This is a genomic window from Algoriphagus aquimarinus, assembly GCF_900112005.1.
Lineage (GTDB): Bacteria > Bacteroidota > Bacteroidia > Cytophagales > Cyclobacteriaceae > Algoriphagus > Algoriphagus aquimarinus.
Window position 1 is genome coordinate 114,642 of record NZ_FOKK01000012.1, and the last position, 25,334, is coordinate 139,975.

25 protein-coding genes and 1 tRNA gene are annotated in these 25,334 nt (G+C 40.2%); 11 read left to right on the top strand and 15 right to left on the bottom strand.

Annotated elements, in window-relative coordinates; translation table 11 throughout:
• The first annotated feature begins 84 nt into the window (after positions 1-84).
• On the top strand, positions 85-1,065 hold the full coding sequence (locus BM291_RS15490) for a GlxA family transcriptional regulator (RefSeq protein WP_092899104.1): 981 nt from the start codon (positions 85-87) through the stop codon (positions 1,063-1,065).
• 197 nt (positions 1,066-1,262) lie between these two features.
• Here the strand turns inward: BM291_RS15490 and BM291_RS15495 are convergent.
• A tRNA-Met gene (locus BM291_RS15495) sits at positions 1,263-1,335 on the bottom strand.
• Positions 1,336-1,663: 328 nt separating this feature from the next.
• On the opposite strand from BM291_RS15495, the gene era reads away from it, so the two are divergent.
• From era to BM291_RS15515, 4 genes are all read left to right on the top strand, one after another.
• Positions 1,664-2,557: a GTPase Era gene (gene era, locus BM291_RS15500; protein WP_092899040.1), complete on the top strand. Its 894-nt coding sequence runs from the start codon at positions 1,664-1,666 to the stop codon at positions 2,555-2,557.
• 2 nt (positions 2,558-2,559) lie between these two features.
• Entirely contained in the window at positions 2,560-3,873 is a 1,314-nt protein-coding gene (der, locus tag BM291_RS15505; protein ID WP_092899042.1) for a ribosome biogenesis GTPase Der, read from the top strand.
• Between the two features lie 76 nt (positions 3,874-3,949).
• Positions 3,950-4,144 (top strand): hypothetical protein, encoded by a 195-nt coding sequence (locus BM291_RS15510; protein WP_092899045.1) that lies wholly within the window; start codon positions 3,950-3,952, stop codon positions 4,142-4,144.
• A 64-nt stretch (positions 4,145-4,208) separates the two neighbouring features.
• Positions 4,209-4,832 (top strand): SprT-like domain-containing protein, encoded by a 624-nt coding sequence (locus BM291_RS15515; protein ID WP_092899047.1) that lies wholly within the window; start codon positions 4,209-4,211, stop codon positions 4,830-4,832.
• Here the strand turns inward: BM291_RS15515 and scpB are convergent, their stop codons facing one another.
• The 4 genes from scpB to BM291_RS15535 form a co-directional block, all read right to left on the bottom strand.
• Positions 4,833-5,393, bottom strand: a complete 561-nt coding sequence (scpB, locus tag BM291_RS15520; protein WP_092899049.1) for an SMC-Scp complex subunit ScpB — start codon at positions 5,391-5,393, stop codon at positions 4,833-4,835.
• 3 nt (positions 5,394-5,396) lie between these two features.
• Positions 5,397-5,780 (bottom strand): TraR/DksA family transcriptional regulator, encoded by a 384-nt coding sequence (locus BM291_RS15525; protein ID WP_092899051.1) that lies wholly within the window; start codon positions 5,778-5,780, stop codon positions 5,397-5,399.
• Between the two features lie 393 nt (positions 5,781-6,173).
• Positions 6,174-6,344: a hypothetical protein gene (locus tag BM291_RS22070; RefSeq protein ID WP_175499724.1), complete on the bottom strand. Its 171-nt coding sequence runs from the start codon at positions 6,342-6,344 to the stop codon at positions 6,174-6,176.
• Between the two features lie 69 nt (positions 6,345-6,413).
• A complete protein-coding gene (locus BM291_RS15535; RefSeq protein ID WP_175499725.1) occupies positions 6,414-8,885 on the bottom strand; it encodes a lamin tail domain-containing protein in 2,472 nt (823 codons plus the stop codon).
• A gap of 225 nt (positions 8,886-9,110) precedes the next feature.
• Here BM291_RS15535 and BM291_RS15540 point away from each other — a divergent pair, with 225 nt between their 5' ends.
• Positions 9,111-10,100 carry an aspartate-semialdehyde dehydrogenase gene (locus BM291_RS15540; RefSeq protein WP_092899106.1) on the top strand — a complete coding sequence of 330 codons (990 nt, stop codon included), beginning with the start codon at positions 9,111-9,113 and terminating at the stop codon, positions 10,098-10,100.
• Entirely contained in the window at positions 10,100-11,287 is a 1,188-nt protein-coding gene (locus tag BM291_RS15545) for a THUMP-like domain-containing protein (protein WP_092899057.1), read from the top strand. The genes BM291_RS15540 and BM291_RS15545 overlap by 1 nt, the downstream gene beginning before the upstream one ends.
• Positions 11,288-11,462: 175 nt before the next feature.
• Here the strand turns inward: BM291_RS15545 and BM291_RS15550 are convergent, their stop codons facing one another.
• Positions 11,463-11,723: a DUF4834 family protein gene (locus BM291_RS15550; RefSeq protein ID WP_092899059.1), complete on the bottom strand. Its 261-nt coding sequence runs from the start codon at positions 11,721-11,723 to the stop codon at positions 11,463-11,465.
• 25 nt (positions 11,724-11,748) lie between these two features.
• On the bottom strand, positions 11,749-14,568 hold the full coding sequence (gene carB, locus BM291_RS15555; RefSeq protein ID WP_092899061.1) for a carbamoyl-phosphate synthase large subunit: 2,820 nt from the start codon (positions 14,566-14,568) through the stop codon (positions 11,749-11,751).
• 281 nt (positions 14,569-14,849) lie between these two features.
• Between carB and BM291_RS15560 the strand changes: the two genes are divergently transcribed.
• Positions 14,850-15,845: a sugar kinase gene (locus tag BM291_RS15560; protein WP_092899063.1), complete on the top strand. Its 996-nt coding sequence runs from the start codon at positions 14,850-14,852 to the stop codon at positions 15,843-15,845.
• Between the two features lie 99 nt (positions 15,846-15,944).
• Positions 15,945-16,607 carry a beta/alpha barrel domain-containing protein gene (locus tag BM291_RS15565; RefSeq protein ID WP_092899065.1) on the top strand — a complete coding sequence of 221 codons (663 nt, stop codon included), beginning with the start codon at positions 15,945-15,947 and terminating at the stop codon, positions 16,605-16,607.
• 67 nt (positions 16,608-16,674) lie between these two features.
• Here BM291_RS15565 and BM291_RS15570 read toward each other — a convergent pair whose 3' ends face one another.
• The 6 genes from BM291_RS15570 to BM291_RS15595 form a co-directional block, all read right to left on the bottom strand.
• Entirely contained in the window at positions 16,675-17,181 is a 507-nt protein-coding gene (locus tag BM291_RS15570) for a GNAT family N-acetyltransferase (RefSeq protein WP_092899067.1), read from the bottom strand.
• A gap of 100 nt (positions 17,182-17,281) precedes the next feature.
• A complete protein-coding gene (locus BM291_RS15575; protein WP_092899069.1) occupies positions 17,282-18,373 on the bottom strand; it encodes a BF3164 family lipoprotein in 1,092 nt (363 codons plus the stop codon).
• A 59-nt stretch (positions 18,374-18,432) separates the two neighbouring features.
• On the bottom strand, positions 18,433-18,648 hold the full coding sequence (locus BM291_RS15580) for a hypothetical protein (protein ID WP_092899071.1): 216 nt from the start codon (positions 18,646-18,648) through the stop codon (positions 18,433-18,435).
• A 293-nt stretch (positions 18,649-18,941) separates the two neighbouring features.
• Positions 18,942-19,379: a UPF0158 family protein gene (locus BM291_RS15585; RefSeq protein WP_092899073.1), complete on the bottom strand. Its 438-nt coding sequence runs from the start codon at positions 19,377-19,379 to the stop codon at positions 18,942-18,944.
• A 93-nt stretch (positions 19,380-19,472) separates the two neighbouring features.
• The gene (locus tag BM291_RS15590) at positions 19,473-20,120 is read right to left on the bottom strand and encodes an alpha/beta hydrolase (protein WP_092899074.1); all 648 of its coding nucleotides are present in this window, start codon (positions 20,118-20,120) and stop codon (positions 19,473-19,475) included.
• A 4-nt stretch (positions 20,121-20,124) separates the two neighbouring features.
• Positions 20,125-20,607 (bottom strand): cytidine deaminase, encoded by a 483-nt coding sequence (locus BM291_RS15595; protein ID WP_092899076.1) that lies wholly within the window; start codon positions 20,605-20,607, stop codon positions 20,125-20,127.
• 120 nt (positions 20,608-20,727) lie between these two features.
• Between BM291_RS15595 and BM291_RS15600 the strand changes: the two genes are divergently transcribed.
• Positions 20,728-22,059, top strand: a complete 1,332-nt coding sequence (locus BM291_RS15600) for a saccharopine dehydrogenase family protein (RefSeq protein WP_092899078.1) — start codon at positions 20,728-20,730, stop codon at positions 22,057-22,059.
• 488 nt (positions 22,060-22,547) lie between these two features.
• On the opposite strand, the gene BM291_RS15605 is transcribed toward BM291_RS15600, so the two are convergent.
• Both BM291_RS15605 and BM291_RS15610 read right to left on the bottom strand, forming a co-directional pair.
• Positions 22,548-23,261, bottom strand: a complete 714-nt coding sequence (locus BM291_RS15605) for a tRNA1(Val) (adenine(37)-N6)-methyltransferase (protein ID WP_092899080.1) — start codon at positions 23,259-23,261, stop codon at positions 22,548-22,550.
• Positions 23,261-23,863, bottom strand: a complete 603-nt coding sequence (locus tag BM291_RS15610; RefSeq protein WP_092899082.1) for a DUF2179 domain-containing protein — start codon at positions 23,861-23,863, stop codon at positions 23,261-23,263. Before BM291_RS15610 ends, BM291_RS15605 begins: the two co-directional genes overlap by 1 nt.
• A gap of 172 nt (positions 23,864-24,035) precedes the next feature.
• Here BM291_RS15610 and BM291_RS15615 point away from each other — a divergent pair, with 172 nt between their 5' ends.
• Positions 24,036-25,238 carry an IS4 family transposase gene (locus BM291_RS15615; protein WP_092899084.1) on the top strand — a complete coding sequence of 401 codons (1,203 nt, stop codon included), beginning with the start codon at positions 24,036-24,038 and terminating at the stop codon, positions 25,236-25,238.
• Positions 25,239-25,334 lie beyond the last annotated feature (96 nt).

A 25,334-nucleotide genomic window follows, 5' to 3' on the forward strand; every position in this document is an offset into this window, starting at 1 on the left:
TCGAGCCTAACTTAGCGTAATGCACTGAGCTGATTATTAACTAGGTAAGATTCCATGTGGTCAAATAAAATCAATTATTCTCACATGAAAAATATTGCCATTCTCGTTCCAGAACAATCTGTTTTGCAAGCAATTGCGGATCCTCAATACTGCTTTTCAGCTGTTAATGATTTTATGGTCAAGTCTGGAGGAGATCCACTTTTTCACGTTGAACTTGTAGGCCTGAACCCAGAGGTCAAATTAAACGACAAACGTTATTCCGTATTCCCCGACCAGCTTTTGCTTACGGCTACATCACCAGATTTAGTTGTGATTCCAGCACTTTTTGGAGACATGAAACAGGCTATAAAAGCGAATGAAGGGTATATTCCCTGGATCAAAGCTCAATATGAATCTGGGACCGAAATTGCTTCGCTTTGTGTAGGCGCATTTCTGCTTGGAGCAACTGGCCTGCTTGATGGTAAAAAATGTTCTACACATTGGGGATTTACAAATCAATTTCGAGAGCTTTATCCTGAAGTGGACGTTCAGGATGGGGCTATTGTCACAGAAGAAAACGGAATATATTCCAGTGGTGGAGCAAATTCATACTGGAATCTACTACTGCATTTGGTGGAAAAATTTGCAGATAGGGAAATAGCGATTTTGACAGCAAAATATTTCGCAATAGACATAGACAGAGATAGTCAGACTGCTTTCTCCATATTCAACGGCCAAAAATCCCATCAGGATGAAGCTGTGAAAAAAGCACAAGAATACATAGAAAGAAGGCTGGAAGAACGCATTACCGTAGATGTGCTAGCGGATGAAGTCGCAGTTGGTCGTAGAAGCTTCGAGCGTAGATTTAAACGGGTAACCAATAACTCCGTGCTCGAATATATCCAACGAGTGAAAGTAGAGGCCGCGAAGCGCAGTTTTGAAACCACCATGAAAAACATCACCGAAGTGATGTTCGATGTAGGCTACTCAGACACCAAAGCCTTTCGAACAACTTTTAAAAAAATCACTGGCCTCACACCAATTGAGTACAGAAATAAGTACAATAAGTGGGTTAGGATGAATTGAGACTAGGGCTTCTAAGTTTAGTTGATAACACGTTGGGGCAATAAAAAAGCCCATCATTTCTGATCGGCGTCGTGTAGTAAAGAAATCCTTTAGACCTATCCAGAGTAGATCCAGCGACCATTCTTCAAGAAATTACTCTAAAAATTTACGGATTTTTTGAAAAAGAAAAAGGACACCATTCCTAGTGTCCTTCAATGTAGCGGGAACAGGACTCGAACCTGTGACCTTCGGGTTATGAGCCCGACGAGCTACCAACTGCTCCATCCCGCGATATATTTTTAAAGCTTAAAGCTTCTTTTTTCTTATCTAAATCTGCCCTTGCGGCTAATTGTGATACAAAAGTAGGCGTTTTATTTTGTAATGCAAACCTGTACACAAAAAAATATTTAATTCTTCATGTGAAATTTCGTCATCTAGGACATCTCACTCATGAAGAATTGCATTTAAAACAAAGACAGCTATTTGTATACCAATGGATTACATCACTAGGATAGACCATGGAACTTCAGCCCACAAGAAAGCCAAATTTTATTTCGCCAAATCACTTTAAACGTCAGGAGTGTCTAAAAATCAAGTACCTTTGTAAAAAATTTCTACAATGGATACACCAAAACATCAAGCGGGCTTTGTCAACATCATAGGAAAACCAAATGTGGGCAAGTCTACATTGATGAATATCCTTGTGGGTGAGCGACTTTCGATCATTACATCCAAAGCTCAGACGACTAGACACCGAATTATAGGTTTGACGAATTCCGAAAATTATCAAATTGTCTTTTCGGACACGCCTGGAATGCTTAAGCCTCAGTACGAACTTCAAAAGAACATGATGAGCTTCGTGAACATCTCTTTGGAAGATGCCGACATCATTCTGTTCGTCACAGATCTATATGAGACAGATGCCGATATCGAGCATGTAATCGAAAAAATCAACGCATCTGGCGTACCTGTATTATTGGTGATCAACAAGATTGACCTTGCCAAACCAGGACAATTGGAAGAAATAACTACCTACTGGACTTCCAGAATCAAGTCTGAGTTAGTTATTCCTATTTCTGCAGGCGAGAAGTTCAACACCGAGAAGATTATGCAGGAAATTCTGGATAGACTTCCTGAGCATCCTGCGTTTTATGACAAAGCGGAACTTTCTGATCGATCAGAACGGTTCTTTGCCTCTGAGATTATTCGTGAGAAAATCTTTGAAAATTATAAAAAAGAGATCCCCTACAGCTCTGAAGTCTCTATCGAAGATTTCAAAGTGAAGAAAAACATAATCAGTGTTCGGGCAATCATTTACGTCGAAAGAGATAGCCAAAAAGGCATCATCATTGGAGACAAAGGTGCAGCACTGAAAAAAGTGGGAATACAAGCCCGTGAAGAACTTGAAAAGTTCTTCGGCAAGAAAGTCTTCCTCGAAACCTTCGTGAAGGTGGAGCAAGACTGGAGAAAAAATAAATTGAAACTGAAAAAATTTGGGTACGACCCAACCTAATCATGGCAAATATAGTAGCGATAGTAGGACGCCCTAACGTGGGCAAATCCACTCTTTTCAACCGACTGGTAGAAGAAAGAAAGGCGATTGAAGACAATATGAGTGGAGTAACCCGTGACCGTCATTACGGACATGCGCAGTGGGCCGGGAAGTTCTTTTCAGTAATTGATACTGGTGGATATGTAACCGGTTCAGACGACATGTACGAGGCAGAGATTCGTAAGCAAGTAAAACTTGCTATCGAAGAAGCGGACGTTATACTTTTCATTGTAGATTGTCACACTGGACTTACAGATCTGGATAGTGAATTCGCCAAAGAACTAAGAAGCAGTAAAAAACCCATCTATGTAGTCGCTAATAAGGCTGACAACATGGAAAAAAGCTTTGCCGCACATGAGTTTTATGCTTTGGGCGTAAGCGATTTTGAAGTTTACCCAATTGCTTCTGCAAGTGGCAGTGGCACTGGAGAGCTTTTGGACGAAATGATCAAACATTTCGAAGATGAAGGAATAGAAGATCCAGACGCAGACACACCGAAAATTTCTATTCTTGGTAGACCTAACGTTGGGAAATCGTCTTTCTTGAATGCCTTAATAGGCAAGGATCGCTCTATTGTAACTGATGAAGCGGGTACTACGAGAGATTCTATTCACACGCGATACCAACTTTTTGGGCAGGATTTCATCATTACGGATACCGCTGGAATTAGAAAGAAATCCAAGGTGACTGAGGATGTAGAATTCTACTCCGTTATGAGATCACTGAGAACATTGGAGGAGTCTGATGTAGTCATGGTCATGGTCGATGCAACTAGAGGTCTAGAATCGCAGGATATGAACTTGATTTCCTTAGCTATCAAGAATAACAAGGGAGTGATGATCATGGTGAACAAATGGGATTTGATCGAAAAAGATCATAAAACCATGGGAAAAATCAAAGATGATATGATGGAAAAATTGGGCGAAAATAAATGGATCCCAATCATATTCACCTCTGTGGTAGAAAAACAAAGAATCTTTCAGGCAATTGAATTGGCAGTGAAAGTTTATGAAAATAAAACTCGACGTATTTCTACTTCAAAACTAAATGATGTCATGCTTGCCGAAATCGAAAGATATCCTCCGCCAGCATGGAAAGGGAAGTACATAAAAATTAAATATACTACCCAGCTGCCTACTAGAAACCCAGTGTTTGCATTTTTCTGTAACCTGCCTCAGTACATCAAATCGCCCTACACGAGATATCTAGAGAACCGTCTTCGTGAAAACTTTGATTTCGAGGGGGTTCCGGTAAAAATTATTTACAAAAACAAATAAAATATATTTGAACGGCTATTGTTTTATTGATCAAAACTGTAATACATTTGCGTTGTAATTAAGAAAACCACAAAAAATGAAAAAAGTATTTGCAATTTTCGCAATCGCTAGCATGTTCGCAGTAGCATCTTGCGGTAACAAAGAAGTTAAAGAAGAAGGCGTTGAGACTATCGAGGTAGTTGAAACTCCAGCTGTAGAGGAAGAAATCATCATCGAAGCTGATACTACTGTAGTAGTTGAGGCGGCTGAGGTTGTTGAGCCTGCTCAATAAATCTTCCTTTTCTAAATGTATTGAGTCCCGCTTAAGCGGGACTCTTTTTTTTGTACTTTTCTTTATGAGTAGCTCAGAACAACTGAAGCAAATATTAGAACAAAAACTTCCTACCTCTGCTGTCAATTATGCGGTAGAACTCTGGGAAAAAGAACCATTTACTTTTAAAACTACCGCGACACGAAAATCTAAGCTTGGAGACTTCAGATATCGAAGAGATAGACCAATCCAAACTATTACGATTAACGCAGATCTCAACCCTTACCAATTCCTACTAACCTATATTCATGAAGTCGCGCATCTTCATGCCTTTGTCAAGTTCGGAATCGACATTGCTCCTCACGGAAATCAATGGAAATCAACTTTCCAACAATTAATGGCACCCATGCTTTCGAGTTCGTTTTTCCCCATTGACTTGCTAATTCCTTTGCGTAAGCATATGAAAAATCCAAAAGCTAGTTCTGCAGCCGACCTTTTTCTCATGAAGGAAATGAGCAAATACGATGAAAGAGGTATCAATCAAGACGTAATTTTCTTGTCTGACCTGAAGCCTGGAAATAGATTTTTACTCTCTGGTAGAGAATTTGAAAAGGGAGAAACAAGAAGAACAAGAGTTCTATGTGAAGAGGTAAAATCCGGGAAAAAATTTTTGATTGCTCAACTAGCCAAAGTAAAACTAATCGCTTAACTACTCACGCTCTTCACCAATCTGATTATCTGGTTGTGAAAAATCTTTAGGCTGGGGAAGATCTTTAAGAGAATTGATACCGAAGTACTCCATAAACTTATGTGATGTACCATACAATATAGGCCTACCAAGTCCCTCTGATTTTCCTTTGATGTCAACCAGCTCCTTTTCCAGAAGCTTCTGAACAGAGTAATCACTATTCACACCCCTGATTTGCTCAATATCTCCCTTAGTAACCGGTTGTTTGTAAGCAATAATCGACAAGGTCTCCAACTGAGCTGTAGACAATCTTTTCTGTGATTGCTGGCGCAAAAGAATCCCTATGGAAGTTTGATAAGCGGGTTTAGTCAAGAATTGATACCCTCCTCCTAAATGCTCTAACTGAAAAGAAAACTCTTCAGATTGATATTTTTGGCCAAGTTCATTAATTGCCTGGATCACATGCTCATCAGGAATTTCGGCTTCAAACATTTCACTAAGGCACTTAATTATCTCTGCCTTCGGTAATGGTGAAGGAGCACAAAAAATCAATGCTTCAATATGCCTGTGGAGAAAATCCAAAATTTACTTTTTGGCAAGTTTTGCTTCTATCGAATGCATCGTATGAGGCACAGCCATTAAACGCTCTTTAGAGATCAACTTACCCGTGTCTACACATACTCCATAGGTGCCATTCTTAATCCTGATTATGGCATTCTCCAAGTTGTAGATAAACTTCTGCTGCCTTGCAGCCAATTGATTTTGGCTCTCACGCTCCAAAGTATCTGCACCATCTTCTAGCAATTTCGAAGTAGAAGCAGTGAAATCAGTACCACTATCATTCTTTTTGCTCAATGATTCTTTCAAGGAAAGTAATTCTTCCTTAGCGCTTTCAAGTTTCTTCAAAATTATTACTTCGAATTCTTTCAATTCATCCTGAGAATATGCGGTCTTTTCTTCCTTGCTCATAGCCAGCTAAAATTAGGTAATAGTATTGGGACGGTTCTTTTTAGAATTAGTTCTCTAAAATACAGTTACGCGTTGGATTTCCAAGAATTCCATTGACGGCTTTTAAATGAAAATCATGCTCTATTTTTTAATAATCAGGCTTTCTTCAGTGAATCCATACACTAAGAATTTTAGAATTGATTTTAATTCTAAGCTAGTACTTCACCAAGAAAGCAATTATTCCCCAATCAAAAAGCTGATAATCAAAACACTACCCCATAACTCCCTCGCATATAAAAAGCACTTCTATCTCACATTTCAAGGATATATAGAATCCACAAAAATATATCACTCACAGCATAATTTTTCTAGCAATTGAATCTACTTTAAATAATTTTAGAGCAAAAAAAACCGTCATGCGACGGCTTTTTCTTCCAATATCATTTTCTTCAATCTCTCTTGGAGGACCAAAGGATCAATATCTATTCGATACTTCATATTTAAATACTGTGTAACCTCTTGAAGGTCTTTACCATTCTGCAGGTGAATTGCCTGAAGGGCTTGGGTGATTAGGTCTTTTTCCATGATTTTGGGGTGTTAAGCTTCTTAAGATACCATTTTCTGCTTTTGAAACCCATATATAAGGAGAAAAAATTAAAGCTTTGTCGCAATGACAACAGTTTTTCGGATTGTTTTCACATGACCAGACAAATCATATAGCTCAATCAATAAAACATAATAACCTGGCCTTACGACTCCTCCCCGACTATCTGTTCCTGTCCATGTAAATAAGCCAGAGGTGCCTAATATTTCATTTTGTGCCAAAATCTGGACCAACTGACCTGCTGTAGAATAAAGCCTAAAGCTTCCTATCCAACCAGACTGGTCAAGTTCATATCGGATAGTTGTAAAAGTATTCCCATTACTTCCTTCTGGATCAAAAATGGCTGGATCAATTTGAACCATACTCCCTTCAAATTCATCAGAAATCACTTGAGAGTTTTTTCTTCCTGGCGTTGCATATTCCTCCACAGCTGAAGCCGAATGCCAATTGGCAGACAAAGAAGCCGCTGAAGCCGTTGAGAGCCGTTCAAGTGAAACACCCTTCGGGTCTCTCAATAGCGGATGGTGAAGATCTTCCGAATAAGTGAATGAATCGGAAATAGTGCCTGCAGAATCTAATAAAACCACTGTGCCTCCAGCAATCGGGTAACTGGGCAGTGTGGCTATTTTAGCAAAATTCCCAAATGCAGATTTTGGGTAATCAAGCTTGAGCATATCTGGATTAGTCGTGATGGCCAAAAAACCTCGTGGAGGTACGACCAACGAATTCACATTGAGCAGCTTTACTTGATCAATTTCACCAGAGTTATCTAGATGAGCTAGCTTCCAATCGTTGATTTCAAGGAAATTATCCGTCACATTAATCAACTCTACAAATTTGGGTGAACCTGTTTTCGGATTGAATAAAAGCTCGTTAATCAACACATCTCCCTTTTTAGCCTGAACAGGCAAAACAAGCTTCAACGGGTCAGTTTGAGTATACTCATTTCCTGAGCAATCCAGCAACCCATTTATTTGTAGACTATAAATTTTATTGGCAGCAACTTCATAAGAAAAGAGAAATTCAATCTGTTTGGAACTAGGCTGTGAGACAGAGTCTATTTGCAGACTTGGCTCAAACACAAAATTTGCTTCATCAAAGACTGCTAAAATTGGTTTGGAAAAAGTCAACAAAAGATTTTTCGGAGAAGTGAATTCTGCGGAGCTGAGTACTGGCAGATTAGTGTCAGGTGACAAATCGAATATAGAATTTTGTTTCCCCGGCGTACCTCGAAGCGGATCAATAGATGGCCTTAGTAATTCAGTTTGTTCGCAAGCATAGAATGGATTTGCAACTTCTAGGCTATATCCTCCATTTGCAAACTCACTTCCTCTCCAGCTACTTGTTGAATAAGATACCATATCAATCAGATTTCCTTGATCATCTTTTAGACTTAGTCGATCAACAGCGTTCAACAAGGTTGGCCAGCTTTTTATAGGAATTACTTTTCCAAAACCTTTCAAAAGCACAGCTTGATTCTCAGGTGCTAAAAGCAAAAAATCTCCCGGCAAAACCCATTCATCTTGGAGATTTACAGAAGATCTGGAGTTTGCCAAAGAAATTCCGCTAAGCCTGACAGGATATTCACCAGCATGAAAGACCTCCACATATTCCACATTTGGCAAATCCAAATCAGCTTTAGGAGCCGGCATGATTTCATTAATCACAAGTGTTTTGGGAGGTATGAAAGTAGGATCAAAAAACTGAAAGGCAATCAATGTGTCCTGCAGAAAATTTCCTTCCAAATCCGGTATTTGGGTTATCTGCAAAGTATACTGTTTTCCTAATTCTAGTTTTTCCTGAAAAGTCAAGTAAACCAAACTGTCCGCTTTCAACTTAACTGCAACTGGTTCTTGCCCATCCAACTTATAGTTAATCAGAAAGCCAGAAAAGACAGGATCAACTGCTTCATTAAACTGAACCTCTACTTCCCGCTCATCAAACCCTCTAATTCTAGTGACATTTGGGGCAATTTTATCCACCAAAAATTCTCCAAACACGAAATCATCCATCAACCATTTTGCGCAGCTGCCAGAACCAGCACCGTAGCGGATTTCCAAACGGAGAAAAATCTCAGCATCCTCAGCAAATTCATTTGGCAAGATCAGCTCAAATAATCTGAACTCCTGATCCTCATTCCCAAATTCATTTGCTTCACCCAAGATTTTTCGTCCTGAATAATTACTATTCAATTGATTCCCCCAACTATAATAAACTTGTGCGGCTCTATCACCGGTGCCATTTTTCATAGACCTCGCCCAAAAATGGACTTTGGGATCTATAAACTCTTGAGGAGACAATCTTACTATAACTTCCCCATCAAAAGTAGAAATTGGCTGAACTGCTAAGGCTTTGCTTCCACTTCTGCCAAGTCCATTCGCCTGATAAATACGGGATGACGTACTTCTTATCTCATTTGCATACCAGCCAGGCGAAAACTCAGAAGGATAGTTTTCAATGACAAAAGCACCTTCAAAATCCTGAATATCATTACTCGCATATTCTCGCGAAGGTTCACTCACTGTGAAAACAGCTAAAAAGATGAATTGCCAAATTAAAAATAAGCGAACCACAAGCATGTCAATTAAAAAGTCTACACTAAATATAATTATCAAAATGATCTCAAACCATCACTTTTATTGAGTTTTCTACAGTTTTGGCTAAAATATTTGAATCACAAGCCTGATAATGATTCTATAGCCCTTACTTTTGTGCTTCAAAAATTTTCAACAACTACTTTATATCTGATGAAATTAGCAGTGGTAGGAGCTACCGGCTTGGTAGGCTCAGAAATCCTAGAGGTGCTAGCAGAGCACAACTTCCCTTTTGACGAACTTCTATTAGTCGCCAGCGAGCGGTCTGTAGGTAAACAGATTGACTATAAGGGTAAACCTTACACTGTCATCGGACTTGCAGAAGCTGTTTCATTAAAACCAGAAGTAGCTATATTTTCTGCAGGCGGAGGCACTTCTACAGAATGGGCTCCAAAATTCGCAGAAGTAGGAACTATCGTCATCGATAATTCTTCAGCGTGGAGAATGGATCCGACCAAAAAACTGATCGTTCCAGAAATCAACGCCAAAGAACTTACGAAAGAAGATAAGATCATCGCCAATCCTAATTGTTCTACCATTCAAATGGTACTTGCTCTAGCTCCTTTGCGTGAGCGCTACGGCATCAAAAGAGTAGTGGTGTCTACTTACCAGTCTGTGACGGGTACAGGCGTCGCAGCGGTAGAACAGATGATGGCTGAGCGTGCTGGTGAAAAGGCCAACATGGTCTATCCTCATAAAATTGACATGAACGTACTTCCTCACATCGACGTGTTCCAAGAAAATGGCTACACAAAGGAAGAGATGAAAATGATCAAGGAGACCAAGAAAATCTTCAGTGACGATACAATCCAAGTAACTGCTACTACAGTGAGAATCCCAACTATGGGCGGACACTCTGAATCAGTAAACGTGGAATTCAAAGAAGACTTTGATTTGGCAGAAGTGCGTGAGCTACTTGCTGCTGCTCCTGGCGTGATCGTGCAGGACGACCCAGCAAACAACATCTATCCTATGCCAATCACTGCGCATAAAAAAGACGAGGTATTCGTAGGTCGCTTGAGAAGAGATGAGTCTCAGGCAAATACGCTAAATATGTGGATTGTAGCGGACAACCTTAGAAAAGGTGCTGCAACCAACGCCGTGCAAATCGCTGAATACGCGTTGGCAAACGGTTTGTTTTAATGGATTTGACCCACTATCATCGGGCCGACTTCCAACAATTTGTGCAGGATCATCTTACGGAAGATCCTGCACTTTTGCTTTTTAGATATCAGGGCAAAACTGATTTCGATCTAAAAGCTGCGGCGCAACAGATCTCTGCACGACAAAAAGCAGCCAAGAAACTCCCTTCTTGGGTATCCAATCCGCAATTAATTTTTCCAGCATCCATTTCTTTGGAGCAAAGCTCATCTGAGCTAACTGCTGAATTCAAGGCTAGAGACAGAAAAGGCAAACTCATGATAGACCTCACTGGAGGCTTCGGAGTAGACAGCTATTTTCTAAGCAACCATTTTGAGAAAGCCATTTACTGCGAACAGCAGGAGGAATTAGCAGAGATTGCGGAACATAATTTAAAAGTGCTGGCAACTGAGAAATTTGACATCGTAAAAGGTGATGGTTTAGCATTTTTAGCTCAGACGGATAAACATTTTGACTTGATCTATGCTGATCCAGCACGCAGGGGAAAAGGCAATCAGAAGCTATATAAACTCCAGGATTGCGAGCCTGATGTAGTCAGTTCTTGGGAGATGATGAAAAGTAAGGCTGATTCAATCTTGCTGAAATTATCGCCAATGCTTGACATTTCTCAGGCACTTTCTGAGCTTCCTGATATCCAGAAAGTACAAGTAGTCTCGGTGAAAAATGAAGTGAAAGAATTGCTTTTACACTGGAGGAAGGAAGGAATTGAATCTCCTTTGGGCACCGAAGCTATTGATCTAGGAGCCAAAGAAACCAATTTTTCATTTGAGTCATACAAGGAAGAAAGTGGCAGTTCCGTATTTGGAGATGTGGACAACTATCTGATTGAGCCATTTTCAGGAATATTAAAGGCTGGGGCATTTAAGACTTTCGGAGAGCGCTTTGGATTGAGCAAACTAGACCCAAATAGTCATTTATACACTTCATCTGAGGCTCCATCTGAAATCCCTGCTAGAGTATTCAAAGTGATTCAAGAAGTTCAGCCTAAGAAAGCTGAAATCAAAAAGCTATTTCCTTCCGGAAAGGTGAATGTGATCACACGGAATTATGCAACTGGCTCAGAAACACTGAAGAAAAAACTAGGCGTAAAAGACGGTGGTGAAGATTTTTTGATTGGGACTAAAACCCAAATCGGTTTTAAGATCTATTGGTGTAAGTTAGCTAGGTAGTCTTAAAAAAATGAATGGATTTGGGATTACAAATTCCTAATAGCTTTTTAGGATCAATTTGAACCATATAAAAATCAGCTAATTAGTTCAGCTTCTGGAGAAGCAAGACAAAATATTACAATGCCCTCTACGAAACCTTTGCGCACTTTGTGGTTAAAAAGAAAAAAGTGAAGGATTAATCCTTCACTTCTTCATAATCGACGTATTCTCCGCCCTTTATATCTTTTTGCCTTTTTTCGGCATATTTTTCTGGAATAACATCCACATGAATCCCATCCTTTGAAGTCTGAGTACTCTTCTTTTGCTCTCGTTCAGCCTCTTTAGCCACTTCGCTTACATGCCTAGCAAATTTTGCCAATTTGCTTCTAAGAAAATATCGGATTAGTTGGCCTAGTAGCCAACCAACTCCGAGAACTATTACGAGAAATTTCCACACAATACTTTGTCGTTTTTTTAGTTTCCTATCTACTCAAATACAGATTTCTCTCTGCGTAGATTTTCAAGAAATAATCATCCATCAGATCATCGATAAAGTAGATCGACTCACCGGTAGACTTCATTTCAGGACCCAATTCCTTATTTACTTTCGGGAATTTATGGAAAGAGAAAACTGGTTCCTTGATCGCATAACCTTTTTTGTAAGGCTTGAATTCAAAATCAGTCACTTTTTTCTCTCCTAACATCACCTTTACGGCATAGTTTACATAAGGTTCTCTGTAAGCTTTGCAAATAAATGGTACCGTACGAGAAGCTCTTGGGTTTGCTTCGATGATATAAACCTTGTCGTTTTTGATAGCAAACTGTATGTTAATCAAACCTACAGTTTTCAACGCTAAGGCAATTTTCTCAGTGAAAATTTCGATCTGGCGAATCACCAAGTCTCCCAAATTATATGGAGGAAGCACCGCGTAAGAATCACCTGAGTGAATTCCCGCAGGCTCGATGTGCTGCATGATACCGATGATATATACGTTCTCTCCATCACAGATCGCATCAGCTTCAGCTTCGATTGCTCCTTCTAGGAAGTGATCAAGCAAAATCTCATTGTTAGGAATATCTCTCAAGACTTCCACTACATGCTCCTCAAGCTCCTTCTCGTTGATCACGATCTTCATCCCTTGACCACCTAACACGTAGCTAGGACGAACCAAAAGTGGGAAACCAATAGTCTTACAAAGCTCTAGTGCTTCATCAGTATTGTGAATAGTACCAAACTCAGGATAAGGAACATCCAGATCTTTCAAAAGAGAAGAGAATCTTCCTCTATCTTCCGCAAGGTCTAGCGCTTCGAAGCTTGTACCTATTATCTTGATTCCGTACTTCTCCAACTTCTCAGCAAGCTTCAAGGCTGTCTGACCACCCAACTGAACGATCACACCCTCAGGCTGCTCGTGAAGGATAATCTCATAGATATGCTCCCAGAATACTGGCTCGAAATATAACTTGTCTGCGATATCAAAGTCAGTGGAAACTGTTTCTGGATTACAGTTGATCATGATAGTCTCGTAGCCGCATTCTTTGGCAGCCAAAACTCCGTGAACACAAGAATAATCAAACTCGATTCCTTGTCCTACTCGGTTTGGACCAGAACCCAGTACCACTACTTTCTTACGATCTGAACTTACAGATTCATTTTCAGACCCGAAAGAAGAGTAATAATATGGCGTTTTCGCCTCAAATTCTGCGGCGCAAGTATCAACCAATTTATACACTCGCTTGATGCCCATTTCCGTATATCTCTTATCGAAAACTTCGCTTTCTAAGCAATCTAACAAGTGTGCTATTTGACGATCAGCATAGCCTTTACGCTTAGCTAGATCCATTAACTCCACTGGAATTGTACTTAATTTAAATTTCTCTATTTCTCTTTCCAGGTGAATTAACTCCTCGATTTGCTTCAAGAACCACTTATCGATCTTGGTTAAATCCTGAATAGTTCTGAAGGAGATTCCTAGTTTGAAGGCATCATAGATATGGAAAAGTCTGTTCCAACTAGGATTAGCCAGTGAGTATAGAATCTCATCCTGGTTACGTAATTCCTTGCCATCCGCTCCAAGACCATTTCTCTTGATCTCTAACGACTGACATGCTTTCTGAAGTGCTTCTTGGAAGTTTCTTCCGATTCCCATTACCTCACCCACCGACTTCATGGATAGACCAAGTCTTCTGTCAGCTCCTTTGAATTTATCAAAGTTCCAACGAGGCACTTTTACAATCACATAATCAATCGTAGGCTCAAAAAATGCGGAAGTTGTTCCGGTAATGGAGTTTTTCAACTCATCCAAGTTATATCCTATCGCTAGTTTGGCTGCTACTTTTGCAATTGGGTAACCCGTTGCTTTGGATGCCAATGCTGAAGAGCGGGATACTCGTGGGTTGATCTCGATACCGATGATTTCAGAGTTATCAGGGCTTACTGAGAACTGTACGTTACAGCCTCCGGCAAAATTCCCGATGCTATTCATCATCGTGATCGCAAAGTTTCTCATGCGCTGATACGTAGTATCCGGCAAAGTCATCGCAGGCGCTACCGTGATAGAATCACCTGTGTGCACGCCCATCGGATCAAAGTTCTCGATAGAACAGATCACGATCATATTGCCGATATTATCACGCATCACTTCCAGCTCGTATTCTTTCCAGCCAATGATACTCTGCTCGATCAATACCTCGTGAACTGGAGAAGCTTGAAGTCCATCGGAAAGTGCTTTTTCAAATTCTGCTGCTGTTTCCACGAATGCACCGCCAGCACCACCTAGGGTATAGGATGCTCTGATGATGAGTGGGAAACCAATTTCTTGCGCTATTTCATTTCCTTGAAGAAAAGAAGTGGCAGTAGCGCCTTTACATACACCCACGCCGATTTTTTCCATCAGCGCTTTGAATTTTTCACGATTCTCGGCTGTATCGATGGCCTCGATATCTACACCGATCATTTTTACTCCGTACTTGTCCCAGACACCACCTTTATCGCAATCAATGGCGAGATTCAATGCAGTCTGTCCACCCATAGTTGGGAGAACTGCATCAATATCGGGGTGATCTTTAAGAATTTGTACGATGGATTTCTTTTCCAAAGGGAGCAAATACACATTATCTGCCGTGACCGGATCGGTCATGATCGTTGCAGGATTAGAATTGATCAGCGTCACAATGATGCCTTCTTCACGAAGAGACCTGGATGCTTGGGAGCCTGCGTAATCAAATTCGCATGCTTGACCAATAACGATGGGACCTGAACCAATGATGAGAACGTGCTTGATACTGCTATCTTTAGGCATTAGAGAGGGAGATTGAAGAGAAAGTTTTGCTTAAGTCCAAATTGGGGCAAAATTAAAAAAATAATCCGAAGGGGCATGGTAAAACTGGAAAGAAATCCAAAAAGCTTTCAAAAGACGGTGTAATAATAACCTGACTTTGTTTCGAAAAACGCAAAAAATTGAACACCAATAATTGGCAAACCAATAATTCACCTTTATTATTGTCGAATCATCAAGAACGCATAAAATATTATTAGCCTTCCTATTTTCCCAAAAAATCAACTCAGTAAACCATCCTATTGATGAACAAAAGAATAATCACACTTGGCGAAATCATGCTCCGCCTATCCACACCTGGGCATGAGCGCTTTGTAAATACACAATCTTACGAAGTCAATTATGGCGGTGCAGAGGCAAATGTGGCTGTTTCTCTTGCTTTTTGGGGACTTTCGGCGGCGCATGTCACCTCATTCCCTGACCATGAAATCGGAAAAGCAGCTGTAAACACATTGAGATTCTCGGGAGTGGACACTTCTTTTATTCGATATAATGAAGGAAGAATGGGCGTTTACTTTGTAGAAAATGGAGCTATGCAACGCTCTTCAAAAATCATATACGACCGCTTTGATTCTGCTTTTGCTCAGGTCAATGTCAAAGATTTTGATTGGGAAAAGATATTCGAAGGCGCAGATTGGTTTCACTGGACAGGAATTACACCTGCCATTTCTCAATCGGCTGCAGATCTCTGCAAAGCTGCAGTGCAAGCTGCTTCAAGGCTAGGTGTGAAAATCAGTGCTGATATCAATTATCGAAGAAATCTATGGCAATACGGCAAAGGTCCGATGGACATTATGCCTGAACTGATCAAACCATCTCATCTGATCATAGCTGGCCTTACAGACTTCGAAAACTGTATGGGAATCACAGAAACGGACTATTTGCAAGCTTGTGAAAAGGCAAAATCCATGTGTCCATCTTTAAAATATGTTTCGACCACACATCGTGATTCTATCAGCGCGTCTGAAAATGAGCTAAACGGAGTACTTTGGAATGTAGAATCTCTGCTAGAATCCAAAACTTACGAAATGACTCATATCGTAGATAGAATCGGAGGAGGAGATGCTTATATGGCTGGGCTGATTTATGGCTTACTTCATCTGGATGATCAAAATGCGCTAGACTTTGCCATTGCGGCATCAGTACTGAAGCATTCGATCCCAGGAGATGCCAACTTCGTCTCCATTGACGAAGTGAATCAGCTGGTGGAAGGAAAAAATGTAGGTAAACTTTTACGCTAAAAACCATTATGAAATCGAGAATGACTCAAAAGGCACATTCTGGAATGGTTTTAAATCCTACGAGATTCCATATGACCCTAAAAAAACAATAATAAACATATGAAATTTTCAAACAGTAAAATGCTACAAGCCATGAGTGACACGGGGATGATCCCTGTTTTCAACCATGTAGATATAGAAGTGGCAAAAGGCGTACTCGACGCCTCATACAAAGCGGGAATTAGAGTTTTTGAATTCACTAACCGAGCGACAAATTCTCTGGAGGTTTTCAAAGAACTATATGATTACGCTGGCAAATACTCGGATTTGGTGATGGGCATTGGTACTATTTTCACCAAGGATGTTGCTTCAGACTTCATCGACGCTGGTGCGGATTTTATTGTTTCTCCAGCTTTGATCCCAGAGTTAGCCGTGTTCTGCAATTCAAAAGAAATCTTTTACGTTCCAGGATGTGCCACGATGTCTGAGATATTTCAAGCGAAAAAACTCGGAGCTACACTGGTGAAAGCTTTTCCAGGGAATGTAGTAGGATCAGCATTTGTAGCTGCTGCTAAGTCTGTATATCCTGAGCTTCACATCATGCCAACAGGCGGTGTAGAACCAACGGAAGAAAACCTCAAAGAATGGTTTGATGCTGGTGTGTACTGCGTGGGAATGGGATCTCAGCTTTTCAAAAAAGACTGGATCAAGAATCAGCAATACGATCTCTTGGAGGACAAGATTGCGGAGACTTTAAAGATTATACAGGGTTGTAAATTGTAAGTATTGTAAGTGGTGAAAAGTAGTAAGTGGTAAGTGGTATTCTATAATTACTTACCACTTACAATTTTTACTTTTTTGCAGAAGTGATCAACTCATAATATTGTTCCAACATAGCCACTCCATAATTCTTTGATTTCATCTCACTGATCTTACGGAAGCCCATCTTTTCATACAAACTAACCGCAGCTTCTAATCCTGAAGTAGTATACAAATAAGCTGCATCATAGTTACGATCATGATAGAAATCCATCCATTCCTTCATCAATCTGCTTCCGATTCCAAACCCACGAAATTCTTTCGCCAGGATGAAGTACCTCAACTGCGCACGGTTTGCCGGCCTATGCATAAGTAAGACAAAGCCCACCATTTTCCCGTCGCTCTCTACTACCCAAACTTTGTCTTTTTTCAAATTGTAAGCTCGATAGAATTCCAGCAAACTTTCCATCACATAAGCTTCAAATCCAATCCCAAAATCATGCTCTTCTGAATAGACTTTACCGTGCAATGCAGCTACCTGCCCAAGGTCACCTGGAGCAAGTGTGTTTCGGATTAAAAAATCAGGAGACTTTTGCATCCATTTAAAATAGGAAATAATGGTGGAAACTTAATCTTAGGAGCACTAAAAAAAGAACTCATCGCAGAGTTCCTTCCTAATTTGAGTCGACTATATATCCTTACAAAAACTTATCAGGAATATCAAAAACAGCTATTCCAGGATCCTCATCGGTCGTAATTCCGTAGATTTCCCCCAATTTCTCATCTACTTCCAAACTCCTTAAGGATACATCTAAATTAAGCTTTCCTACTACATCCCCGTCATGCGTCAGGATATAGATAGTTTTTGCGATTTCGTTGATTTCATTGATATGAGCTTGATTAAACCCACCATATAAGTCATATATGTATTTCTCACCAATTGCTATGTCTCGGTGTCCATAGGCATTCTCGGGATTGAAAATCACAGCCGATTGACCATTTGAATGCCAAATATTAAAATCTGGCAGTTCTACTCTTGGCCCTTCAACAATGTCAAATTTTTTGGTGTCGAAATGAAAAATTTCCAATCTATCTCTATAAATACTAGCTTTTACAAATAATCCAAGTGCCCTATTTGCTTTGAACCATCCTTTATTTAGCTCACCTAAATGATAATTAATCAATGGATCTTCGTAATCAATAAGCATTTCTGTTTCTGGTATTTTTTCCCAAGTACCGTAACCGGCAATCCGTTTTCCATCTTTAATAGAATATTCAGCTAAGCGGTTGAGATCATTTGCCATCAAACCAATTATTGTACTATCAGTAGCGTGATAACTCAAGTAAACCATGTACAAGTCATCCGGCTGTTTGTATTCACTTATTGCAAGTCGAGAGTTATTTGTCAAAGAAAATTCGGAAAACCTTTTGCTCTGGCTACTGTAGTTTAAAAATGTACTATCGGTAAATCCTTCTTCGATTAGAGTGGCATTAGAAATTTCCAGTGGACCGAATCCTGTTATGCCCTTTGGGTATAAATAATTTAAGTTATTTATACCTAAGACATGAAGTAGCGGTTGGTCTGGGCTGATCCGAGGGTTTTCAGAAATAATTAAATAATCTCCCACTTTATTAATTTTCATGGGATTAATTAATTCTGGATAGTATATTTTTTTAGAGTTCAGGTAATAAATTTCTTGGTCAGAAAGATCGAAAGGATTCTTTTTATCAGATGTAGAACATCCTAAAACTATAAGTGCTATAAGAAACGAGAATAGTGATCTTTTCATAAGTAAATACAAATATGCCTGCCAAAAAGGCTGGCAGGCATTTTAATTAATCCGATTAGTTAATGAATAGTACAAGTAGGTACTCCTTCACGCTTTTCATCATATTCCCAGTAGCCACCTAGAGCATCAGTACAACCGCTGGAATCAGCTAAACAACAAATCCAATCAAATTTTTCTTCCTCAGCTTGGGCATTAGTAGAATTCCCTACAAAGAAAGTAAAGGACATGGCAAAGATCCCTAAACTGAGACCGAATGCTTTCATTTTGTTTTTCATAATAAAATTGTTTTGGTTAAAAGAATAGTTTAAACTAAACAATAGCCAATTAACTAAGATTATTAATTACGGGAGTGGAGTTTTTTTTGCAGAAGGTAAATAGATGATATTAACCAATTAATCTATCAACTAAATACCGGCACATTAAGAATAATTGCAGAAATATCTTCTTTTCAAGAACTAATTAACGGGTATTACATAGGCTTCGACTTCGCTCAGCCTGACATTACAACCGCGAGCTTTGTGGTAAAACAAAAAAAATAGCCGTCCAATATTGAACGGCTTTGAATGTCTTAACCTTCGGAATAGTTGAAGCTATCAACTTGCTCCTTGATCCAGTCGTAGTATTTTTCCTTCCGGAATTCGACCCAATCCTTTTTGTATTTGGAATCTTCGATCAAAAACTTGAAGGCAGTATTTGCTTTTGGCTTGGTTAGCGAACTAACCAAATCATCAGCTAGATTTTTTTCTTTGACCCTTCGGTCAATAAAATCCTGCATCATCTGATGTTCTTGAGCAGGCTCCATTTGAGTAAACTCGGCATAATTGTCCGGGCTTTCTTCGATTTCATCCAGTACATCTTCTTCTGCCTCTGTCAGATCATAATTATAATAATCCTCATCATCCGGCATCTGATGAATTCTTTTCTTGTCGATCTGATAGAAACAGATCATTCCTTTGAGTAATTGGGTTGAGATAAGGTCTATCTCCTTTTCAGTAAGCGAAAGCATTGATGGTTTACAAAATTTTCAGAAAATAGTGAAAGTCGAATTCTGATCAAATTCTAGTTTAATAAAGCAATTGAAGCGCCAATATAGTTGGATTTAATCACTTGAATCAAGAATTATTGAAAGCATTTCACTATCAATTTCATGTCCACCCCGAAAAGTCAGCTTTTTCACATCTTTCCCAAGGTTTTTGATCAAATCCTGCTGTATCTCAATACTTTCCGGAGTTACAAATTCATCCTGATCCCCCAAAACCAAGGAAAGTTTTGTTTGAGAAAATTTCTCTCGAGCATCTTCTAAAGCCATATCCTGTGCAAATCCTCCCGCCCATAGCACCAATTGATCCACTTCGCCTGTCCATCTACTTGCCCAGCGTGTTGCTGTCGCCGCTCCCTGAGAGAATCCCAGCAGGTTGATTTTTGGGATATTCTTATACTGCGAAAGTAAATCCTCCATCAACAGATCTAAGTAATTATGGTTGTTTTGGATGGCTGTTTCCCGTTCATGCTTGGTCATCCAGTTTGCTCCTACTCTTCCCGAAAACCCAGTGAGGTATCCGTAATTCGTTGCTTCTGGAGCTATAAAAAGCCGATCGGAGGAATCGAAACCTTGAAACTTACGGATGAAAAACTCCGCTAATTGCCCATATCCATGCAACAACAGCCAGATTTCTTTCTCTTCAAAAGTAGGCTCATGTGAGACGGAATACTGCGCTTGATACTGAAAAATGATAGTTTTCTTCAAAATTCTAGGCGTTCAGATCGTCAAACTTAAAAGGCAAAAGCGTTTGAATTCCAGAAAAGCGAAGTACGCTTCCATCAGGATTTTGAATCAAAATAGAAATTTGTCGATTAAATCGCATTTCCATTTCGTTGATCGTCTGCCGACAAAGCCCACAAGGCGACACTCCAGCCCAAATCTCATCGCCTTTTCTTCGCGCTACAATTGCGATTTCCTTCACTGCGAGATCTGGGAAATTGGCTCCGGCATAGCCAAGCACCAACCGTTCTGCACAAACTCCTACTGGAAAACTCACATTTTCCTGATTGCTGGATTGTAGGATTTCTCCTGAATCAAGTCGCACAGCTGCACCCACATGAAAGTTAGAATAAGGCGCATAGGCGCTTGCAGACACTTTTCTCGCCCGCATCATCAGCTGCTGCTCTTCTATTGTCAGTTCATCCCAAGCCAGTTCCTCAAACTCAGCTTCAATTTTTATTTTCTTGCTCATGGCTCTCTAATTGGAGTTTTCCTAACGATTAAGGTAGGGAATTGTTCCTTTTAATATTCTCCCTACAATTTTTTACCCTAAAATATAATCTCCATTTTAGTCCGAGTAACACCACATAGCATGCATACAATTCTGATTTTAGGCGGCGGAAAATCCGCCATATTTCTGATCGACTACTTGGCGAAAAGCTGTCAAACCAAATCCCGCAAATTGATTTTGGCGGACATCAATCTGGCTTCCGCTCAGGAAAAACTTAAAAACCAGTTAAATACTGAAGCACGTCAGTTAGACATAGAAGATGTAGCTGCTCGGCAGTCGCTTATCAAAGAAGCGGATGTAGTGATCTCCATGCTTCCTGCTTTTATGCATCCTACGGTGGCAAAGGATTGTCTGGAATTTGGAAAGCACTTTTTCTCGGCCTCCTACGAGTCGGAGGAAATGTGTGAAATGAGGCCAGAAATCGAAGCAAAAGGATTGTTTTTTCTGAATGAATGCGGTCTAGATCCTGGTATCGATCACATGTCAGCCATGCAGATCATCAACTCGGCGAAGTCAAACGGAGAAGAAATTATCTCCTTCAAATCCTATTGTGGCGGACTTCTCGCACCAGAATCTGAGGATAACCCATGGAAATACAAATTCACCTGGAACCCAAGGAATGTTGTTTTGGCAGGACAGGGAACTTCCCGCTACATAGAAAATGGCGATTTGAAGTTTGTCCCTTACCATCAGCTTTTTAACCGACTCGAAACTATCCAATTTCCCGGATTGGGAGATTTTGATGGCTATCCCAATCGGGATTCGCTGAGCTATAGAAAAGTGTATGGATTGGAAAATATCAGCACCATGCTCCGTGGAACGCTAAGAAGAGACGGTTACTGCAAAGGCTGGAATGTATTCGTCCAGCTAGGAATGTGTGATGATTCTTTCCAGATGAATCTGCCTGAAAGCACGACGCTGAGACAGTTTTTGAATTCATTTTTGCCTTACGACCCAGCCCTTTCTGTAGAAGAAAAACTGGGTAACTTGATCCCTGATTTTGATTTCCCTACTTGGGAGAAAATCCAGTGGCTGGGCTTTTTCGGGAATGATTTACTACCAAAAACAACAGGTTCTCCGGCATCTATTCTTCAAGCTATTCTAGAGAAAAACTGGAAGCTTTTTCCAGAGGACAAAGACATGATCGTGATGCAGCATCTTTTTGAAATCAAAACTCCAGAAGGCATCAAGGAAATCAGATCAAGCCTAGTTTGCTTCGGTGAAGATGCTACCTATACGGCCATGGCAAAGACAGTTGGACTTCCGATGGCAATTGCAGTTGACTCATTTTTAGATGGAAAAATCAACCTCATAGGCCTCCACATCCCAGTGCTCCCTGAGATTTACAATCCTATTTTGGAGGAGTTGGGCAGAAGAGGAATTCGATTTAAAGAAGAGGAAAGGATGATTTGATAAAGATTCTAATCGTCTAGACTAAAAAAGATGGTTGAAGTTCAAATTCAGCAATTGACACTTTAAAGGGGATAAGAGGGATTATCTAAATTTTACCAATAATTAGTTTTATGATTATCCGCTTTTATGCCAGTAGCTAAATTTGCTGTATGTCTAGATTCATAGATTTAATTCTATCGAAAAAAAGATCCGAAGGATTGAAACTATTCATAACCCTCGGCAAAGCCGGGGGATATGGAATAATACTAGATAGGAGCCCTGAAAGGGCGAAACAATAATGTTCCGCCCTTTCAGGGCTGTATTTAATCTTTTGTCATCTTCCCTGCACTTCGTACAGGGTCATGAATGGTTAAGCACCTTCGGTGCTACTTAACGATGAGATTCCATGTTTTCAAAGTAAGACCAAATTTCGCCAAACTTTATATTGCATTAACGTCTATACTGATGAAATCGCGGATAGACATATTGGATTTGTCAGCAAAGTCGATTCAAACTCCAAAACCAAGCAAAAAACCAGACACTACCTTAGCATAGCTTTCGTGCGGTGTTCCATCTTCGTTTTTGATGAAAATGCCTGATGTTTCTACCTCGTTCTGGCTTTTGGAAAAGGCACAAATTTCTCTTTGAATTCGTTTTCCAGGCTTGTCTTGCAACGTGAATTTTGTTTTAAGAAACAATCCTTTCTTCACTGCTTCTGTTTGAAAATCCTGCATTTGTCTGGGCGGAAGAATAACCCAGAACTGCCCATCCTCTTTCAAAAGCTGAATCACTTTTCCCAATAAATCATCAAAGGAAAGTTCATCCGTATGCAAAGCCATGTTGCGCTGCACATCAGATGATTTCAGATGATCGGGAAAATAAGGCGGATTGCTGACAATCAGATCATAGTTCAGCTGAGCTTCGAAATCCTGAAATCTCCCCTCCCAAAGCTGCATTCGATCCGAAAAAGTATTTGCTCGGAAATTCTCCAGCGCCTGAGAAGCTGCCTCCGAATCTATCTCAACCGCCTGAACTTTAGCTTCAGGAAAACGCTGAGCTAGCATCAATGCAATCACTCCGGTACCAGTTCCTATATCCAAAATTTCTCTCGTAGAGATAGCATGAGCCAAAGCTCCCAACATCACCGCATCTGTACTGATTTTCATCGCACAGCGATCCTGATTGATTCGAAACTGTTGAAACTGAAACCAGGAATTGGCCATTAAGTACGGGCTTTGCTGAAGAAGCTCATGTTAAACCGAGGCTTGTCGTCCATCACGTTTACATCATCTTCCGAAACTCGCTTCACACTTTCGATTGTATAGAAGGCCTTCTCATCTATGCTTTTCACTTTGGCGACAAATTCGGTGAGACTGTCTCTTTTCATCACTGTAAAAAGCAAATTCACCTTACCAAAACGTCCTTCGCCACCCACATTTGTAAAGCGGAAGTCACGGTCTTTCATATACTCAATCAGCTCAGGAAGTGGCTGTGGCGTGATTACACGAACCAACACTCTACCAAAAGCTAATTTCTCCTCAAAATACATCCCCACATAAGTTCCCATTCCAAATCCACCGGCATAGGCAACATAAGAAAGTGGATTGTCTATATTTTGAAAAATTTGCCCAATTGCAAGCAACCAGATCAAGGCCTCAAAAAAGCCCAGAACAGGAGCAATGTTCTTTTTCCCATTCATCATAAACATAATCCGAAGCGTGTTGATAGACACATCTCCGACTCTTGCGCAAAATATAAGCAAGGGCATGATCAGGTAATCGAATAGTTGTTCAGAAATTCCGAAGGTTTGAAAGAATTCTTGCATGAGATTTGGTATTCAGATTGAACCCGCAAAATTACACCCTATTCCCAAGAGAGCGAAATAATATTTGGAATCACTACTGTCCGAGAAACGGTTTAAAATTTAGGGGAAGCTTCGTTTGAGAAGCTTCCCCTTTTCTGTATTTTCAGTTTACCACAACCTCTTAATACAGCGGATGAAAAATACACATTTCTTCGGACAGCCGATATTTTCTCAGATACTTTCTTTGATTGACCGTTCGCTGGTTTCCAAAGTAAAGTCCAAGCATCAGTCGGATCGCTACTACAAATGTTTCGATACTTGGCAGCACTTAGTCACGATGCTTTATTGCTCTTTTAGCGGAGCCAGCTCGCTTAGAGAGCTTTCAACAGGACTTTTGGCGTGGCAGAATAGACTTGTTCACATTGGGATGCCCAAAGCACCCCGCCGTTCCACTATCTCGGATGGTAACATGCGCAGACCCAGTGAAGTATTTAAGGAGGTTTACTTGGCACTTTTTGAAAAATATCGATCTGTTTTACCGGACAGCCGACTGAAAATGGATGTACTTAAAAAGCTATTTATCGTGGATTCCACGGTCATCAGCTTATTCAAAGATATTCTTAAAGTAGCTGGAAGGCCAAGAAAAGATGGTAGAAGCAAAGGCGGAATCAAAGCCCATGTGATGATCCACGCCGCTGAACTGATGCCCTGTCTGGTCAGATTAACTGAAGGAAGTAAGCACGATCATACATTTCTAAAGCATCTAAACCTCCCTGTGGGCTCTTATCTGGTAATGGACAAAGGATATACAGATTACCATCAATATGCGCAGTGGACAGAGCGGGGCATCTACTTCATCACGCGGATGAAAAACAACGCCATCTTTGAAAGTTTGGAAGAATTTGACTTGCCTGAACACAAGGATCAGGAAATTCTCAAAGATGAAACAGTGACTGTCCAATATAAAATAGGAACTGAAAAACACCCGCTCAAGCTTCGAAGAATCGCATATTGGGATGAAAAAAACCAAAAGACCCTTGTCTTTATGACTAATAATCTGGAGATCGAGGCTTCCACTGTTGCTGCTATTTATAAGTACAGATGGCAGATTGAGCTACTCTTCAAAAGACTCAAACAAAACTTTCCACTCAAATACTTTCTTGGAGACAATCAAAACGCCATCGAAATCCAGATTTGGTGTGCATTGATCTCACTGCTGCTCATGGAAGTGATCCGCAAACAACTCAAAAGAAACTGGGCATTCTCAAATATGGTCGCCATGGCAAGATTCCATCTAGCAAGCTATGTCCACCTAACCAACTTCCTTAATAACCCGGATAAAGAGCTCCAGGAAAATCTCCTGAAAGCCAACCAAACGGCCCTATTTCCAACCTAGTGGGCTTACATTCCAATTTCACCCAAAAATCTCCTCTGATTAAGTTCTTTTCAACCTCTCTGAGAAATTCATACTTTAGTCGGACACTAGTGATTT